The organism is Candidatus Latescibacterota bacterium (assembly GCA_019038625.1).
Classification (GTDB): Bacteria; Krumholzibacteriota; Krumholzibacteriia; order Krumholzibacteriales; family Krumholzibacteriaceae; genus JAGLYV01.
Genome location: JAHOYU010000177.1, coordinates 1 through 18,530, shown reverse-complemented (window position 1 = coordinate 18,530; position 18,530 = coordinate 1). Strand labels below are relative to the sequence as shown.

General features: G+C 47.1%; 13 protein-coding genes. All 13 read right to left on the bottom strand.

Annotated elements, in window-relative coordinates:
• Positions 1-193: 193 nt before the first annotated feature.
• Positions 194-580: a glycogen-binding domain-containing protein gene (locus KOO63_12870; GenBank protein ID MBU8922704.1), complete on the bottom strand. Its 387-nt coding sequence runs from the start codon at positions 578-580 to the stop codon at positions 194-196.
• Positions 581-582: 2 nt separating this feature from the next.
• The gene (locus KOO63_12865) at positions 583-960 is read right to left on the bottom strand and encodes a hypothetical protein (GenBank protein MBU8922703.1); all 378 of its coding nucleotides are present in this window, start codon (positions 958-960) and stop codon (positions 583-585) included.
• 24 nt (positions 961-984) lie between these two features.
• Entirely contained in the window at positions 985-2,937 is a 1,953-nt protein-coding gene (locus KOO63_12860) for a glycogen-binding domain-containing protein (protein MBU8922702.1), read from the bottom strand.
• Positions 2,938-2,939: 2 nt separating this feature from the next.
• Positions 2,940-4,454 carry a hypothetical protein gene (locus KOO63_12855; GenBank protein MBU8922701.1) on the bottom strand — a complete coding sequence of 505 codons (1,515 nt, stop codon included), beginning with the start codon at positions 4,452-4,454 and terminating at the stop codon, positions 2,940-2,942.
• Positions 4,455-4,459: 5 nt separating this feature from the next.
• On the bottom strand, positions 4,460-5,293 hold the full coding sequence (locus KOO63_12850) for a hypothetical protein (protein ID MBU8922700.1): 834 nt from the start codon (positions 5,291-5,293) through the stop codon (positions 4,460-4,462).
• A gap of 85 nt (positions 5,294-5,378) precedes the next feature.
• Entirely contained in the window at positions 5,379-5,885 is a 507-nt protein-coding gene (locus tag KOO63_12845) for a DUF4388 domain-containing protein (protein MBU8922699.1), read from the bottom strand.
• Positions 5,886-6,698, bottom strand: coding sequence for a CDP-alcohol phosphatidyltransferase family protein (locus tag KOO63_12840; GenBank protein MBU8922698.1), 813 nt, complete (start codon positions 6,696-6,698; stop codon positions 5,886-5,888).
• Positions 6,688-9,435, bottom strand: a complete 2,748-nt coding sequence (ppdK, locus tag KOO63_12835; protein ID MBU8922697.1) for a pyruvate, phosphate dikinase — start codon at positions 9,433-9,435, stop codon at positions 6,688-6,690. Before ppdK ends, KOO63_12840 begins: the two co-directional genes overlap by 11 nt.
• A gap of 180 nt (positions 9,436-9,615) precedes the next feature.
• On the bottom strand, positions 9,616-11,412 hold the full coding sequence (locus tag KOO63_12830; protein MBU8922696.1) for a S8 family serine peptidase: 1,797 nt from the start codon (positions 11,410-11,412) through the stop codon (positions 9,616-9,618).
• Between the two features lie 51 nt (positions 11,413-11,463).
• Positions 11,464-12,384: a DUF4438 domain-containing protein gene (locus KOO63_12825; protein MBU8922695.1), complete on the bottom strand. Its 921-nt coding sequence runs from the start codon at positions 12,382-12,384 to the stop codon at positions 11,464-11,466.
• A gap of 192 nt (positions 12,385-12,576) precedes the next feature.
• Positions 12,577-13,923 (bottom strand): hypothetical protein, encoded by a 1,347-nt coding sequence (locus KOO63_12820; protein ID MBU8922694.1) that lies wholly within the window; start codon positions 13,921-13,923, stop codon positions 12,577-12,579.
• 42 nt (positions 13,924-13,965) lie between these two features.
• The gene (locus KOO63_12815; protein MBU8922693.1) at positions 13,966-16,221 is read right to left on the bottom strand and encodes a hypothetical protein; all 2,256 of its coding nucleotides are present in this window, start codon (positions 16,219-16,221) and stop codon (positions 13,966-13,968) included.
• A gap of 53 nt (positions 16,222-16,274) precedes the next feature.
• Positions 16,275-18,230 (bottom strand): hypothetical protein, encoded by a 1,956-nt coding sequence (locus KOO63_12810; GenBank protein MBU8922692.1) that lies wholly within the window; start codon positions 18,228-18,230, stop codon positions 16,275-16,277.
• Between the last annotated feature and the right edge of the window lie 300 nt (positions 18,231-18,530).

The following is an 18,530-nucleotide window of genomic DNA, read 5'->3' as shown; positions in this document are numbered from 1 at the left end:
ATCAGACGCACATGTCTTGCACAGTCCTGCAATATAACAAAAGTCCTATTGATTCCTTAAACTATCCAGTCGTTACTCCACACCTGCGGTAAAAAATAGCATAGATCAGAGCAAAATGCAATACCGGTAACTGCCTAACATTCTGACAACAAGATTGTTAGATTATTTCGGCACAGTTCTTGAAGGATTCTGCTTATTCAACGATCAGCAAAGAATTGACGCCCCCGAATCCGTCATCGGTCTGCTCAGGATTTCCCGGATCAGGTATCCAATTTTCTCCGTCGATGACGAATTTGTATTCGTATCTCCCCGGGGAAATTGGTAACAGGATCGTCCAGGTGCCCGTTCCATCCATATCATGCAGTGGGTCGGATGTCATAGACCAGTTGTTAAAATCTCCCGCTATGGAGACTTTTTCGATCTTGGTGGAAAAGATCGTGAACCGGACACCTTCATCAGTGGCCTCTGGACCTCCAGCCGCCTCTATCCCCTTGCCGAATCTGTTTGCGACAGAACACCCCTGGGTCATTACGGCAATAAACATGATTACAAAAAGAACAAAATAGATTCTTTCTCTCATTTCTACGGCATTATCAGCAGACTTGCCTTCCCTCCCCTGTTATCATTGACAGACCTCGGATTCTCAGGATCAAGCACTACACGGACTTCATCCACAATAAAAAAGTATCTATACCTGCCTGGTCTCAATTCAACAGTCAACTCCCAGAGCCCTTCTCCCCTGTCTTCCATGAGTCCCTCAAGTACTTCACCACTCCCGGCATCACCCCGGCCCCAATTGTTCCAGTCACCTGCGAGCTGTACGGTCCTGGCCGACCCGGCCTTGAATTTGAAAGTCACCCCGGCATCGCCGATCAGAGGAGAGTGAAGTCCCTCCTCAAGATATTTCCCACATGACACTGTCATCAATAGAAAAACCACCAGGATATTCTGGAATTTCATACTATTTCTCCAAACGATTCCACACTAGAATATAATACCTGCCTGGATCGAAATGGTCCATTCTTCTTCAAGATCATTTTCAGCCCGGATCAGGTGCCTTGCAATCTCACTTTCTCCGGACATTTCATCCCCCAAAGGAAAGAGGCTCTCCAGCAGGTACTTCTCTCTTCCAAAACCGGTATATGTGGACGTCCATCTATCGAACGAGAAAGGAGTCAATCCTGCCCCGACGGATATCCAGGAATCATTTCGTAGACGTTTCCTGAAGCCGACCCAGCTATTCAGGAAGTCCGGACGGCCATCCCAGAGATTTCCATAGTAAACCACTCGTCTCAGATCGATATGAGCAGAGAACCCATTGAAAAGATCCAGTCCCTTCCTTAATCTCAACTCTATCACCTTATTATCATCATATTTATCAGATCTGATTTTTACTATTGCCACTCCATCGACAGAATATGGACAAAGAGTCTCATCTCCATCCTCCTGGCTGATCCTGATTGTCAGATCACGATACCCTTCTGAATAAAGAAATGGAATATCCAAAGGGTCAAAATTATCCCCGTCCAGCCAGAAATCATATTTCCTCATCCTTGACTGATGGACGTATCCGCCAGAAAACGAATGATCTGAGAAACCTATATCGAATGACAGGATTCCCGGCCTGAATCCTATCCCCATATCCAGACTGACATGAGTGAATCCGGTAATGTCGTCTGAAAATCTGAGATCCCTGTTCACCGACTCATGGAGGACAGACGCAAGAATACCCAGTCGTGGGCTCTCAATCGTCAACCCACCGTAGAAACGATGTCCTTCATCAAGGTCGAAACATTCTCCAGTTCCAATACCGGGTCCCCCTGAAAGAGTGTCATCCCAGGAAGAAAGACTGGTACTTCCACGAAGATATTCGGACTCCAGCATTATTTCATCAGAAGGAATCATTCTCATCCAGATGCCGTGGATATCCACCGATTCGATGCCCGCTATTGGATCTTCCTCCGATTCATGAGATATGGCAAATCTCCCTCCACCCTCATCGTGCCTGAAAAGATAAACCGACTTGAATCTCTTGCTCTCATATCCTGCTGACAGCCCTATGACATCTGAATCGACGGGATTCCTCGAAATAAATCCTGTAGAATCAGGCACAACAGAACCTGCTGTAAGTCCATGTGGTCCTTCCAGTCCCGAAAGCCCCCCTTCCAATCTGTCGGCGTAGAATACCCTCCCTTTTAAATACTTTCCGATCCTGCCGCTGAAATCTATCCCCCTTGTAAAGGATCCTGCCTCCAGACCGAATGAGACAGGTCCCGAAAATATCGACAGCGGATCGCCGACCCCTGGTATGTCTACACGACTGAATGAGATCAAGGACCCCTTGTCGCCCCTGTAGGCAGCCCTGAAACTGAAGGGATATGAATCAATTTCTTCGAATTCTTCTATGTCGACGCAAAATCCTGCCTTGAAAACGGCATCTACCCTGTCCCCGATCCTTCCATCTATCGACGGGAATATCCTCAGCATGTTGATCTCACTGCCAAATTCAGGGTAGACTTCGATTCCCGGAGAGTAATTCTGCGCCTCGATATGTTCACCACCCTCAATGCTTCCTTCAAAAGTGATCTCATACGAGCCATCTATCTCTTTAAAAATAAAATATGTGCTGCCATCATCGTCTCTCCAGGGATTGTCCGGATCGACAATCGACTTGCCGTCTACACTGAACTTGTATCTGTATCTTCCGGGTAGAAGGAACAACCGGATCTCAAATATATCTCCACGGCTTATCATGCCATCCAATGTCGGATTCCACCCGTTAAAATCCCCGACCAGGAATACTCTTTCCGCCTCGATTCCACCTAACCTGAAAATAACCTCCTCCTCATCCACTTCGATGGAAGCCAGCGCAACTGAGGATGTGAAGGCCAGAATCGCTGTTACTATTAATAGTTTTCTAAACCAGTATTCGTTCAAAATCAAACATCTCCAAGAGCTACACGTACATAGAAAGATATATAGCGGTTTTTATCTATCGATTCAGTCTCAAGGGCATATTGTAGCCTCGTACCGATATCATAGTTCATAAACGATCCGAACCCCGCCCTGAACAAAAACCTGTTGCTCGACCTGAATTCCAGTTCGGCACTGTACAGACTTTCAATTGAGTTTTGAAGAAAAAGGGAAGTCCGTAATGACAACCTCCCGGTGAGATTCATCTGCCCTTCTGCCAGAAAAGACAGAATATTCCTGTCACCGGGATCTTCGATGCGACTGGTAAAACGGATGTTTCCTGCTCCATTGTCATCCATCATGGACATCAGTAGTACCGGATCGCCGCTTTGTCTGAGAATCATCCCCTCTGTAACTGACAGACCATTTCGGAACCTTTCTCTCATCATGGCCCGAATAAATCCCTTACCTTCCTTATAACCGCTTCTGTAACTGTCAACAGCATCGATGAATATTGACAAGGCGTAGTCGGAATGTTTCCACCAGGAAGTAAGCCTTGTCTCTGTCAACCCGGGAATAACCTCACCACACGGAACGATCAGATCGGCGCCAGAATACTTCCACGATGGTATGATTCCAACTTTCCCCCATTTCCCGGAATGCGACTCGATTCCGTGGATCTCCGCTGACATAGCCATGCTGCCGGGAAGCCCGCTGCTGATATCATCGAGACTCATCCTCTCGAAATCGATATCAAACACATTCCAGTCACCGATCGATTCCAGCCTGCCCGGGCGAGCCTCGACAATTCCGAATAAAATCCCGACCCCTCTGTAGCTCATCCCGGCATCGATACCGGCAACCAGGACATCACCATATTCAACGGACCTTGTCTCAGAAAAGATCAGCCCAAAAGTGGAGGACTGGAATGCGGTTCTGATCTCCAGAAGATTGAACCTGCCATTCGCACCGTGAAGAACTGGAAATCCTCCATGTCTGATTATCGATACGCTTTCCGGAATCGATACACCCAGATAGGTTATCTCCAGATATTTTCCGGGTTGGATCGATATCCCTATTCCTTCTCCATTATTCTCGAAAAGCAGTGCATCGGAAGAGACTGGTCTCAGGAGCCTGTTTCCCGTTCTGTACAACCTCTCTCTGGAGAAGAGCCGGGCCTTCATGGACATCACCGGCAAGTTCATCAAGATATGCCCCTGCTCGATGAATAGCTGTCCGTTTATGTCCTCGTCTGTTCCATTCCTCGGAATAGCGGCAAACTTGAGAAACAATTCGCAATATTCTTTCTTTTGCAATGAAAATGAGAGTGACAATCTACCATCACGCCATTCATCATTTGAAACAGCGTTCCATGGGAATCCTGTCCCCTCCCTATCCTTTAACAGGCGACCCTGATATACCGCTTCCCATTGAAAATTATACAGAGAATCCGGAGACGTGTGTTCCACAGAGTCTTCAGACCATGCAGCCGATGACACGACAATTGTCACAATGAATATTATTAAAAATAGAGATCTCATCGCCCTCACTGCTTTATCTCTGACGGAATCCCTTTGAGAAAGATCTCGAAAGATGCATGGATATCTACTCCTCCGACACCATCAGGCATAAAGGAAACAAGAAGATCAAAACGATGATCGTCCCAACGTAGCCCTCCGGACACCTTTTCGTCGTGAAAACCTGACATGAACTCAAGTGGTGAATCCGTCCTTACAATGAGTCCAAAATGGTTTCCTGTCATATTATTGGCTGTCTCTTTCTGCCAGGCCAGAATAACTTTTTCCCTCCAGAAGACAGACCCACCCCATCTCGTATTTCTCTCCCAGAATAAATCTGAACCATCGCCATACTCCATTTCCGGTTTCTGAAGATTTTCCACAGAATATCCAAATGAGATCATTGGAAGAGGACGCAGCATAATACCGACATCTGTCGAAAAGGCCGAATCCGACATTCTGGAGCTTCCGCATGGAATACAATCACCAGAAACAGCCCTGGACAACCTGCCGCTTTTCAACGTCAATCCCGCTGACAGAAACGACCCCTGTGTCCCCTGCAGAATCTTAATCGCTGTACCAAGTGCGAAGATATCAACGTCGACATCTTCTATACTTTCTGTGCGATAATAACCAGCGCTGAAAACAGCCCGTTCATATGGAACGGCAGCAATAGTCCTGACTGCATGATACTTCGAATCCCTGGAGTTGATAACGTATTCCCCATACAGGACAGAGCCCTCAACCATGATCAGTCCTGCAGGATTGATAAAAAGAGTCGAAAGATCATCCCCAAGTGAACAAAATGTTTTTCCTGTAGCTGAAGCCCGGGAACTGTTGCCTGACGACGCCAGCAGGTCCACCAGTTGATCTTCTAAAACGGTAGCGTTTAAACAGGCAGATAATAATAAACAGGCCATAAAACCTGAGAATACGCGTGATATCTCATTACGCATTTTCCGAATTATCCATTCCAGCCTCGTCCATCCTCCTTAGGCCTTCCAGAATCAGATGATCGACCCTGACATCAAGAAGAATATCTTCATCCATCGGTTCGACGAGGTTAAAGAATACGAACTGGCCTTCTTTCCAGGGCAAGACCTCGTAAACTACTTCCTTCATCTGCTCCTGCATGGCGGATACGAGAGCTTCACGTTCCAGGAATCCCCTCCGCAGAAGTATATTTCCTATTCTATCCCTGCCCTCGATATTTCTATATTCAACGAGCGCTTCATCGAGTTGTTCTTCCGAAATGAAATTGTTTTCGATGAGGAATTCCCCTATCTTCTTTCTTTGTGTATCTATTGTCGCGTAGAGAAGCTCTCCATTTCTGAAAAAAAAGCTGGCTACATTATCGACAGTGATCAGTTTCAGTCGGCCAGTCAATGCACAAAGCGCCGATACCTGGAAGATCATCGACGGATCGAGTACCCTCAGATCTCCACCAAGATCCATTCATTTACCTCCCGTTTCCATTCTATCCGATCCGGCCGCCCTCACTCCAATGACAGTCTGTGATACGATCGTGGAAATAAAAGCAAGAGCCAGAATAGGAAATATGACCATTTCGACAACATTATTGTAAATAATACCGGGCTTGATCCTATGCAGAACAAGTGTCAGTATACCGAGCCCCTGAACGACACCGGCAGTCTTCCCCGCCATAGTAGCCTGCAACTCGGGAAGACGTCGTACAGCCGATAGATATAATATACCGAAAAATAACTCTGAATAACGCAATACAAGTAGAAAATACAACCATCCGGGTACTGCGCCTTTCAACCACAACCATGAAAATATCGCCATAGTCGAAGCAATATCAGCGAATGGATCAAGCATCCGTCCAAATCTGGTTTCCTGTCCTAACTTCCTGGCGGCATGACCATCACCTACATCTGTAAGAAGTATCACCGCGTAGATCGCAAAGGCCCAGAAATTCATACCATGGCTTAACAACACGAGCATTGGAGGAACAAGAAAGATCCGCAATGTCGTCAGGACATTTGAAAGCTCGAATTTTGATACCACCTGCCCCGAAGGTCTCTGAAACAAGCTTGGCCTGGAATATGCAAAAATCGAAAACAGGATTACTAGAGGAGCAGTATACACAAAGAGGTCCAAGGCTACACGCCAGCCTGATAGTCTGCCAGCAAGACCGGAGACGCCAAGAAGAACGACTAGCGTACAGGTCATGAAGAGGAGTACAGACTTCCTTAGTCCCTTTCCTGCCTTGCCCACATCTATCATATCGGCACCACTATCCATCATTATTATTCATAGTTGCTTGAGCCGCCGCCAATATCGCTATCGGTACTCTGAAGGGAGAACAACTCACATAATCCATTCCGATCTTCTCACAGAATTCGATCGAGCTGGGTTCTCCACCATGTTCTCCACAGATACCTATCTTAAGATCGGGTTTTATTTCGCGACCTTTTTCTATCCCTATCCGCACGAGACTTCCAACTCCCTTTCTGTCAAGCTTCTGAAACGGGTCCGCATCCCAGATACCCTTGGCCAGATAATCCCCGAGAAACTTACTTGCATCATCACGGCTGAGTCCAAATGTAGTCTGAGTGAGATCGTTTGTTCCGAAGGAAAAGAATTCCGCTGTCGATGCGATCTCGTCCGCAGTGAGCGCAGCCCGCGGAATCTCTATCATGGTCCCCACCAGGAAGTTCAGATCCACTCCCTTCTCTTCACGGACCTCATCAGCCACCCGCCTCACGATCCCTTCCTGCGATTTCAATTCGGAGACAGTTCCAACGAGTGGGATCATTATTTCCGGATGCGGATTCCCTCCATCCACTACCATATCACAGGCGGCTTCAATGATGGCCCTCGCCTGCATTTCGGTTATCTCGGGATAAACGATTCCCAGCCTGCACCCCCTGTGCCCGAGCATTGGGTTCGATTCCTTCAGCGAATCTATTTTCTCTTTTATGACTTCATATTTTATCCCCATCATCCTCGCGAGTGCTTCTATTTCTTTCTCTTCCTGCGGCAGGAACTCATGTAAAGGAGGGTCCAGAGTCCTTATCGTCACAGGCCTCTCACCCATTATTTCGAAGATCGCCCTGAAATCACTCCTCTGCATGGGAAGCAGTTTTTCCAGTGCCTTTTTTCTTCCAGATGCATCCGATGCCAGAATCATCTGCCTGAAATAGTCTATCCTGTCACCTTCGAAGAACATGTGCTCCGTCCGGCACAAACCTATTCCCTCTGCACCAAACGCTATCGCATGTGCTGACTGGTCCGAACGGTCCGCGTTAGCGCGCACGCCCATTCTTCTTATATCGTCCGCCCAGCCCATCAATTCTTTATAATCCCTGTATATCTCGGAATCTCCAGCATCCATAGTCTTGTCGATCAAAACCTGTAACACTTCGGAAGGCCTGGTCTCTATCTGCCCGCAGAACACCTCACCCGTCATACCATCTAAAGAGATGAAATCTCCCTCATTTATCGTTTTTCCCTCAGCCTCGATCGTCCTGCTTCTGTAATCTATCCTCAAAGTATTTGCTCCGACGACACACACTTTCCCCATTTGTCTTCCTACCAGTGCCGCATGGGATGTAGATCCACCGGTGGAAGTAAGAATCCCGGCAGCCACACTCATACCGCGAATATCTTCAGGGCTTGTCTCTTTCCTGACCAGTATTATCTCTTCACCACTTCGTGCCCATTCCTCGGCGTCCTCGGCATGAAACACGACTTTTCCAGTCGCTCCTCCCGGGCCGGCGTTAATTCCCGTTGCAATCAGGTTGCCCTTTGCTATTGCTCTTTTCTTTCCTTCCGGATCGAATATCGGTCGCAGAAATTGATTAAGCTGTTCGGGGTCTATTCGTTTTATCGCTTCCTCCCGGGAGATCTTTCCTTCCCTGACCATATCGATAGCTATACGTATAGCGGCAAACCCGGTCCTCTTTCCTGTCCTTGTCTGAAGCAACCATAACCTGCCGTTCTGAATTGTGAATTCCAGGTCCTGCATATCCGAATAATGATCCTCCAGCTGAGCCCTTATCTTCTCCAGGCTCAGATACAGCTCCGGCATCTCCACATCCAGAGAGGGAAGATCGCGGTTACCTTTCTGCAACCTGTTGATCGGTTGTGGAGTCCTGATACCAGCCACTACATCTTCTCCCTGAGCTTTCAACAGGTACTCTCCATAAAAAACGTTCTTTCCTGTAGATGGATCTCTGGTAAATGCCACTCCTGTACCTGAATCATCTCCCAGATTACCAAATACCATTGCCTGAACATTAACCGCCGTCCCCAACCCTCCGGGAATATCATTCAACCTTCTGTATGTGATCGCCCTGTCATTGTTCCATGAATTGAATACTGCCCCGATCGCTTCCCATAACTGCTCAAGGGGGTCGACTGGAAAATCAATTCCGAGTCTGGATTTTATGATCGCCTTATATTTCTTTATCAAATCCTTCAGATCGGATACGGACAGTTCAACATCCTGTTCCACTCCTGCTTCGACTTTCTTCTGCTCCAGGATCTCTTCGAATGGAGCACTGTCTTCTTTCGATTCCGGTTTCATCCCCAGAACGACATCCCCGTACATCTGAATGAACCGTCGGTAACAATCGTAAGCGAATCTCTCGTCACCACTTTTCTTCACAAGCCCCTTCACTGTATCGTCGTTCAATCCCAGATTCAGGACAGTATCCATCATACCCGGCATACTGACCTGTGCTCCCGACCGGATCGATAACAGAAGTGGGGCATCGATATTGCCGAACTTTGCCCCCATAACATCTTCGATTGAGGCAAGTTTCCCGTTTACTTCTTCCTGAAGAGATGGTGGATATTCCCCTTTATTTTCATAGAACCATGTACATACTTCGGTAGTTATCGTAAATCCGGCAGGAACCGGGATACCTATCCCAGCCATTTCCGCAAGATTGGCTCCTTTTCCGCCAAGAAGGTCTTTCATCCCGGCGTTACCATCCGCCTTCCCTCCACCGAAGAAATACACGTTCTGACTGCTCAAGGGAACACCTCCTATCTTTACTCATAACAATGCGTTAGAACATACGACGGATACCATCCATGAACTTCCAATGTATCTTGAGAAACATGAATCTGTAAAGACTAATCATTGTTAATTTTTCCGATGAACCAATTATTATGGAATAATCCGGAATATTACTCCTTCGAAAAATATCTGCTGTCATGGCTTCAGATAAACTACTTTTATAGTCTTCGATGTAGAATCCGAGACGAATCTGGCGAAGTATACTCCGCTGGCAACCCTCGCACCAGACCTGTTACACCCGTCCCAAACGATACTCTTCCCCCATTTTAAAGGATAATAGTCAAGAAGGGTAGCTACCAGTTCACCAGCACAATTATAGATCCTGAGGTCAACGGACTCCCACTCTGGCAAAAAGATGTCGAACCGGATATTTCTACTGAAAGGATTCGGATAACCTGATTGAAACAGAATGCCTGATGTTTCCGTTTCTGATGAAAGCCCTGAAGCTACCGATCCCGAAGGGATCCCATATCCATAATCATTGTCAGGATCATTCGATCTTGAAGCAGAGGTCTTGAGTTCACCAAGTAGAGTGCCGGGATCCCATTCCGGATGGATCTCGATCAATTGGGCACAGAGCCCTGCTATAAGCGGAGCAGCAAAAGAGGTGCCGTTATGCTGATCATAGCCTGAGACGCTTTCATTTGCGACAGAATGGACGTCGACACCTCGAGCTACGAGGTCCGGCTTGATTCTCCCGTCTGCGGTGGGGCCTCCAGAACTGAAATTAGCTATCTCACCATATCGGTGAAGAGCGCCGACCGCTATCACATTTCGGCCGTCCGCTGGAGCTATGAGAGAAGGATCACCATACCTTCCATAATTACCTATAGCGTTTACGACAACGATTCCCCTTGAGACAGCAATCTCGGCAGCGATCGTGCATAGGGCAGTTTCCCCATCCATGGACGCCCAATTGTACCAGTCACTATATCCAATCGAGGTCGTAACTATATCTGCACCAATGCTGTCCGCCCATTCGATTCCAGCAACCCATTTATCTTCTTCGATCTCTATCTCCTGGCCAACGATCTCCGTCTTTGCAAGAATATATCGTGCGCCCCAGGCTGGGCCTATGAGATCTCCATGATGATAACCCGCAATCACTCCCAGAACTATAGTGCCGTGTCCAGCCTGACCGGGAAAATCACTCTCCTCCTGAGCTGTCACCGAATCGTAGTCGACGAAATCATATTCAATCAGGATATCCAATAAATCGAATGCCTCATGATCGAGATTAAATCCTGTATCCATCACGCAAATCAGTACAGGATCTCTTTCGAGCACTGTGCCGGATCCGTTGTACCCTGCCTCAAGAAGATCGGATGACCCAGTCATCGCAAGTTGTTCAAGGCTCTCCCCATATTTTGTAAACCACGGATCGGATAGCATATCAACCGAACGATTCCCAACCTCATCCAGATTCGGAACTGTGGCAGAACGCTCATATTTTCGAACAACACTGACATCGATGACAAAATCAAGATCAAGGAGCAATTCGATATCTTTCACCACCACATCAACACTTACAGCATTGAAATATTTCGATATGTGACGGATCCTGGATACCAGGTTTCTGACCTCCTGTACTCTTTCTTCCGGGAGAGCTTTCAATACCTTCGAATCCGATGAGCTCCTCCCCCTGACCGATGTTCTCCACCTCGCTCGCGATGAGACCGGCTCAGGACCAGACATATTACTTTTCATAAAACCACTGCTTGTGGGGTTATCATCGAAAAAGACCCATACAGCTACAACATCCTCATCATCAAGACCTGCTACAACATCTCGAAGAGTTTCGGAAAACCCGTGCGTTGAATTCGACTCGACATTTTCCGATGTATACCCTTCGATCGACCATGAAGGTAACATGACGAATGCGAGGATAAGTATCGTGCGGATGATCTTACTTCTAAATCGATTTTCCGTCATAATATATATTTCAGGACCTGGGAACAGAGCCTCGATGCCGGGTCACAGTTACTATCTTCTACGTCGTCTCTGAGGTGCCCTGCTTCGTTTTCTTGCTGTCCCAATGTTCAGGTATTCGGCGATATTCGCCGATTCCTCCATCTTTGGTACAATAAGTTTTTTTGCGGTGGTCATCAGAACCGTTACTCCAGGTCCATGACCGTTCGTTATACATGAACCATGAACGACAATTCCGATCGTCATCGCTCCATTCCTTATCGTTCTCCCAAAACGGCAATCCGCGTCGTTGATAGCGATGATATCGCCTATCCTCAGGTTTTGAAGGCCAAATTTTTGAATTGCCTCCCTGTCGGGCAACTGTATATCGTAGTCTCCACTGTAACTGTGCCGTGATCCGAGACCACTTCCCATAACAGAGGCCGGGATCACATGAGTGACTGGAACTATCAACTGGTTTTTTTGAGTAGTGATATTCATTCTTACGAGGAAAGTCGGGTCAAGATTCATAAAGTGCAAACCAGCAAAACCCTTGATCTCCAATCCCTGTCCAAAAGCTTTGATCTGTACCTTGTCCCCCACGACAAGTTTTTCGAGAGTAGAAGCAGGAAAATCAATAAGTACATGCTCCACTCCCCCGTGTTTTCCGGTTACGATGCCCTTGCACCCGACCGCATCTCCACTTACTACTCTGACTTCGTTTCCGACACAGGTCAATACACTCAGTCCTCCTCCGGCATTGATATCCATCCCGGAAACCACACCCAGACTCACCCCTGGCTCGACATGGTCACCACGAAAATCAAGCGCAGAATCGCCGACTGAGACATTATATGTTATCCCGCCAGTTCCAGGAACTATATGAGCATTCCCGGCTGAATCGACAAGATATGGATTTTTTAGTGCCATCCGGGGCTGCGAGATCGCTCCCAGCACTGACTGAACGATAAGATACTGTTTGTTTGTCCTCAACATTAGAACCACCCGGTTAATTATTCTGGATCATGTGGGTTATCACACAATCTGTAATATTCCAGGACCATAATCTCTTCGAGCGATACTGCATAAACCTTAACCTGTCAAGGATAATGCAGCTTACGACAGTCCTCACCGACATCAAAAAAAAAGCCGCTTCCATTACTGGAAGCGGCTCAAAAACAAGATTTATCACCTGATAATCACAATTCGGCCATAAACAGAACCACCGGTCACTGACTCACATCTGAAGATATAGACACCAGAACCGACTTCTTTACCTTCCTTGTTCTTCACATCCCAGCTCATAAGGCCACCAATACCGTCAGTGGAGTAATTCGATTCCCATACCAGGTCCCCTGCTACCGTAAAGACCTTGATCTCGGAATTTTCAGGTACATTAAAGAACCTGATGGAGTTGTCTTCATAATTATGATAAGAAGGTGAGGTCTGTGCAGATGTTCCTGTTCTATACGGGTTGGGAACGGCATAGACATTCATCATCTCTTCATCGCTGTTCCCCCCCACTTCGACCGTCATCGTAAGCATCTGAGCGATCTCTTCACAATCCAGGATATTATCCGGATCGAGAGGGTTTTCCATATCTTCATCACAGATATAATTATCTTCCTTATTATGCTGGAAGAAATTCTTAAAGAACCCTCTATCATAACAGGTCACATGATAATAATAGTCAAAGCCAGGATAAACGTTCTCGTCGACCCACTCGTAATATTCTCGTCCTTCGTCATCTATCCTCGGCCAGCTTTCTTCTACAGTAGTTCCCCTGAAATATTCCCAGAGCCAAAGCCACTTGACCGGTATTTCACTAGAAACGTCAATATTACTGATTTTGAAATAATCCTCTTTCGAGATCTCGACTATAGATAAAGCTTCCGAAGGATATGGAGACAATCCGCGCCAAACATGAAATCCTTCGAAATCCTGTAGATCCATCTCTATGAGAGCACCACCACCGACAAGACTTGAATCGATTATTCCGGCCGTAAAAGAAACTGAAAACCCAAGATCGAGATAATCGTTTTCATCCGCATCGTTTCTCAGGATCATCGGGAGCAGATCGCCAGGAGTGTAATCATCACCAGTTCCCAGCTTCAAGATGGTCGAGTAACTTCTATTTACAGGATCGATGGTCTCGACCCTCAGAGAAATATACGAATCGGTACCGACCATCAACGGTACAAGTGGGCCTATGATCTCTCTTTCAATCCTGATATTTCTGTCGATCGAACCTGTGTAGTGACCATGAGTATTCATCTGTGACACGCTCACGGGATTGTATCCACTGTACCAGCTTCTGAAATCCAGGGTACCGATACCAGTCGCAATGCTTTTATCTGGTGAATACCAGCGAATGATGACATTCTCACCCCGCCTGTAAATGGAGAGCGAGTCTGGTGGTACTGTTTCAAGAAACAACGTATCCAAAACGCTGTTCTGAGCCAGAATATCGCCAGATAAAGCGATTATAATCCCTAGAATAATCAGTATCGTCCCTAGCGGCTTCCTGTAAACCACCTTTCCTCCTTTATTGTCCGGCCCGAGGCCGTGAAGCTATCATCAATCTTCTATGTGGTCAAGCTGCCATTCTTCAAATATAACATCCATGACCTGATTCACATCATCTCTATCAAAGAACCATAGAGGGAATCCAAAATGGAAACTGTTTGCTGGAATGAAAGAAATATCATCCCGGCCGTAGAAACGGTCTTTGTATTTTGTAAGGACAAGAGCGACTGGCTGATCATACAGTGGTGAGATCACGCTCATCGATCTCATCCTGTACGTCGGGTGAAAACAGCTCTGAGAGGCCATTATCTGTCTGAAATCCATATAGTATTTAACATCATACAACTCAACATACAAGAAGCCCCTGTCCCTCAGATTGAAGAAACAGGCCGGACAATCGGTAATCTCATCCCAGAGTGCCAGTGTATCCGGAAAGCCCGCCAGATCAGCCAGGACTATTTCATCCTCACTGTCCTTCACAGCACGCATCAACGCATCTCTAGCAACAGACCTGTTGGCTCCCACAGGCATATCTTCACCCACATGGAAGTTTCCAGTGACCTTATCCACTACAGTCACACAATAATCTTTATATGGCATGGAGTTAACTCCACTGGTATCCGTATTGCTGGCTGCAGACATATCATGCTTGAACGAAGCAGGTAACACCGGACTGCCGAGGAACGCCTCCATCAGGCCCCCGGGCCTTCCAAGCGTCAGCAAATGCCCTCCCTTCGCAAGGAAAAGCGACAGATAGTTGATACTGAGCACTCCTCCCTGTCCGACCATACTTTCGGGAGTGAATGGTATGATCTGATTCCATGCTGTCACCGTAGTAGAACTATATGTCCAGATGATGTTCGCGTAGAGACCGACCGTCGTTATCTCGGGTATCTGATTGTTCATATCCTGAACGTCATATTGATCCCTGTCCGAAATAAAGCCCGGAACACGAGAACAGATGTCGAGCCAGAATTCATCATGCTCAGATTCCAAAGGCAGGGTCTTGGCAGGATTGGGAGCATCGGTTGAAGCAAAATCATCTACCCACAATAGATCCCTCTCCATAGTGAACTGAATGATCTCGATCTCGATCTTCGCTCTTGTTATTCGACCACCATCGTCCTTGACTTCGACAAACAGAGTATGGATCCCTGAATATAAAGTCCTCTCCATAGCACACAGAGTGAAGGGGCTGAAAGGCCCGGCCCATTGTGCATCATCGTTCAGATCCTGTATATCCCATCCATATCGGAAACCAACGATCTCACCGCCATAATCATCCGCTGTTGCAGTCCAGCAGAAATTCAACGGGATACCGGGCGGAAGACGTTTCTGAATCGGATTCATAGTTGTTCCAAGAAACTGGAATCCACCGATAAATGGTTCCGTTATGGTAAGCAACGGTCCCTGTTTCCATGAGACGATAAACTGCTTGATATTGACATCACGGTCGAAGATAGCCGTCACCGCACCAGCTTCATCCTTAGCCTGAACGGCAAAAATGTGCGATCGGTTGAGCTCAAGAACCTCATCATCCCCGATTTTAGTGGTTTTCCCTGAATCCCCGGAGGCCCTGTACCATATCCAATTGCTCCAAAGATGTTCATAGTCCATTGGATTGGCATTCAAATCATCGATAATCTGAAATTCAGGCCTGTAGATCCCATCCTTGTCAAGCACCTGGCTGTACATATACCTGATTGAATCGGGGTCCTGAGAGTTAGAGGGGCTGTCGATAGGATCCCTCGCTGTCCATCTGAATGTGACTACTGTGCTGTAAGTAGCTGTTCCGGCAGGCGGATGTTCGATAAAACAGATCGGAGCAATGGTCCAGGCCGTGAAGGAACGGTAGACTACATTAGACTCCTTCCCCTGCAGATCCACTGCTCTCAGGAACACGGTGTGAGTCTTATCGTACCTCGTATATATCGAATTGGGGTCATCGGGTTCGTATGCTCTGGGGTTCTCATCCGCCTCGACCCTGAATACACTGTCATGGACCGATGTGGATATCCATTTATCTGCACCAGACGTATCCGCGCGATTGAATCCGATTCCATCATTGGGACCTTCAACCACAGCGAATTCAAAGTGCGAGATCTCTCCGTCCGGATCCCATCCACTCCAGTAGAAATGCACCTGATACCCTGTAGTATCTCCTTCAACAGGCCCGCTTGAGAGCCAGACTTCAGGCCTGATATTATCATCCGACTTACCGGTAAACAGCCCATCTGAGCATCCTGTAAACACCAGTGCCGAAGAGATAATACACAGCACAACAGAAGAAATCAGAATCTTTCGCATTATCCCATACCTCCTGTCCCCCACATTGAGAGAACTGTCTAGCCCGCGCAAACCTAAAATACCGGAACGTAATATATCAGTTTTATGTAGAAATTCTTCGTATACTCATCGCTTCTCGCGTAATTAGACGGATATCTCCTCACGATACACCATGTCCCAAGTTCGACCATCTCACATTCATCATCTTCGCTGAACTTCGGGCTGGTACATCTCATACCTTCATCGAATGTATCCGTGTTCTTGATATCCTTACCTCTGACATAGAGTCCCTGATTTCCCATCCAGTCTGGAGGATCATTTACAAACAGTCTATCAGGCCAGGGGTATTCATAATTTACGGTGTCATAAGGGACTTCGAGCCTGAAAATACATTCCTGCACCAATACATCATTATCCTGGTCGGATATCCACTCATCCTCGTTCCTGTAGTAGTAATCCTCGACCTCTCCATCGATAGAGAACAACCAGCTTCTCATTCCCGATCCCGGAGGATCTCTCTTATCATCATGTCCGGAACAGGACAGGTAATATTTGAACATATATGTAAAAGTGTTGTCTTCGTCGTGCGGAATCCTCTCGTACGCGTTACAGGTGTCACCCATGGGAATGAGAGGTGTTCCTATGTTTACATAAAGAGTGTCCCCCGAGATCGGCATAAACTGAAGACCCGGAACGAATAAATTGGAATCAATACCGACCTGGACATCATCTATAGTCGGAGCGTAATTCCCGAAGAACCTCACCGTATCGGGCGTACCATCTGACCTGTACTGTTCGTCAAACGATCTCACGGCAACGAAGTACTCATAGGAACCGACCCTCATCGTCACACTGTCTTCGTCAGCATAACAGTTTGTATTTTCGGCCCTGTCCGTCGGGTACCATGGGGTCTTGTGGACCGAGATACTTCCATTCAGGGCAACACCGACTCTTCCGTACATGCTCTGGAATCTCATCGGGACCTTAGGGTTGGTGAACTCCGGAGTATCCCTTGTATCATCCCAACCCACATAGTGCAGTTTTAGTCGCGAATTATAGGGAAGAGTATCTATCTCACCCTCATTGAAATTAACCGTTCTTATCGCAGTATCCCCATCCTGTTTCGTGAAATAATTATCACCGTATGTTATCCTGGTATCAGGGTCATAGTTGATAACGATCTGGCAGACACCCTCGCCTGTAATGATATCTGACCTCGACCTTGCACCCGCTTCATCCCTTGCAATCACCTTGAAATAGAAATCGCCGCTCGGCAGGTGACTATCAAGATCGTTCTCCAGAGCGACTGTCATCGTGTCCGGAGGAGGAATCCTCCATTCGGGAATACCATCACCGTTTTCGTCTGGATAGGTATTTCCATCATATATCCACTGGTAACCCGTAATCAGGTTGTTACAGGTACTTCCCGTAAACCTTATGTATACATCGGTGAACATGCTCATCGTGTCGAGTTCGCCCGAAACATACGGGATCCAGCTGCTACCGTCCTTGCTCGTCCAGAAAACCGTCTCGGGAACACAATCCACTTTGGCAAAAAACTGTATACGTGCTGGTGTCTGGTCCATCCTTCCCATATCGTCTACTGCAACGATATGAAACGCCTGCCTGTTAAGCATGGCCCCAGTCGTAATATCATATCCCGTGAATATAAAAACGGTGTCCGTGGCGTAAGTAAAATGCCCCCTCACATAATCGGAAGCCCTTGCTTCGGGATTCCAGTCCAGGAGCTCTACATCATGATCCAGGTCGGGCCTGAGGGTCCGGAGAGTATCTGACCGGAACCACATAAATCTGGTGACAATACCATCCTTGTCTTCCCCGTGCCAGTAAAGGTGGACTCTATAATCCGTTTCAGTAGTCTCTGGCGGGGCTACAGTCAGAAAAGTCTCCGGCGCCCTGTTCCGATCCAGAGGCTCCCTTTCATCCCTGCAGGCGGGGAGCAGGATCAATAGTGTCATCGCAAACAGTAACAGTACGCCTATGCTATTCCTTGAGTTAAAGTGTCTCATGTCCACCCTTCTCCAGACGATTTTTTTAAACGGATATGCCGACTCCAATCTACATGTAATATATGTATTTGTATTTTTGGAAGTCAATGAAATTCGATATCCGGAATCATCTTAAAGACCTCTATGATCGATTTTGCCTTTAAGAATAATCCCGACAAAAAAAGGGGCCGGATAAATCCGGCCCCTCAAGGCATCACACCTTCAGAATAGTACTATCGGAGCAGTACCATCTTTTTGGTGCTCTGGAACTCGCCCGCTTCGATTTTGTAGAAGTATACTCCACTTGCTACACTCGAACCG

Excerpts from the sequence above, each read along its gene's own strand:
- KOO63_12810 (MBU8922692.1), bottom strand. The coding sequence starts at position 18,230 with ATGAGACACTTTAACTCAAGGAATAGCATAGGCGTACTGTTACTGTTT.
- KOO63_12855 (MBU8922701.1), bottom strand. The coding sequence starts at position 4,454 with ATGAGATCTCTATTTTTAATAATATTCATTGTGACAATTGTCGTGTCA.
- KOO63_12870 (MBU8922704.1), bottom strand. The coding sequence starts at position 580 with ATGAGAGAAAGAATCTATTTTGTTCTTTTTGTAATCATGTTTATTGCC.
- KOO63_12845 (MBU8922699.1), bottom strand. The coding sequence starts at position 5,885 with ATGGATCTTGGTGGAGATCTGAGGGTACTCGATCCGTCGATGATCTTC.
- KOO63_12840 (MBU8922698.1), bottom strand. The coding sequence starts at position 6,698 with ATGATGGATAGTGGTGCCGATATGATAGATGTGGGCAAGGCAGGAAAG.
- KOO63_12825 (MBU8922695.1), bottom strand. The coding sequence starts at position 12,384 with ATGTTGAGGACAAACAAACAGTATCTTATCGTTCAGTCAGTGCTGGGA.
- KOO63_12815 (MBU8922693.1), bottom strand. The coding sequence starts at position 16,221 with ATGCGAAAGATTCTGATTTCTTCTGTTGTGCTGTGTATTATCTCTTCG.
- KOO63_12865 (MBU8922703.1), bottom strand. The coding sequence starts at position 960 with ATGAAATTCCAGAATATCCTGGTGGTTTTTCTATTGATGACAGTGTCA.
- KOO63_12830 (MBU8922696.1), bottom strand. The coding sequence starts at position 11,412 with ATGACGGAAAATCGATTTAGAAGTAAGATCATCCGCACGATACTTATC.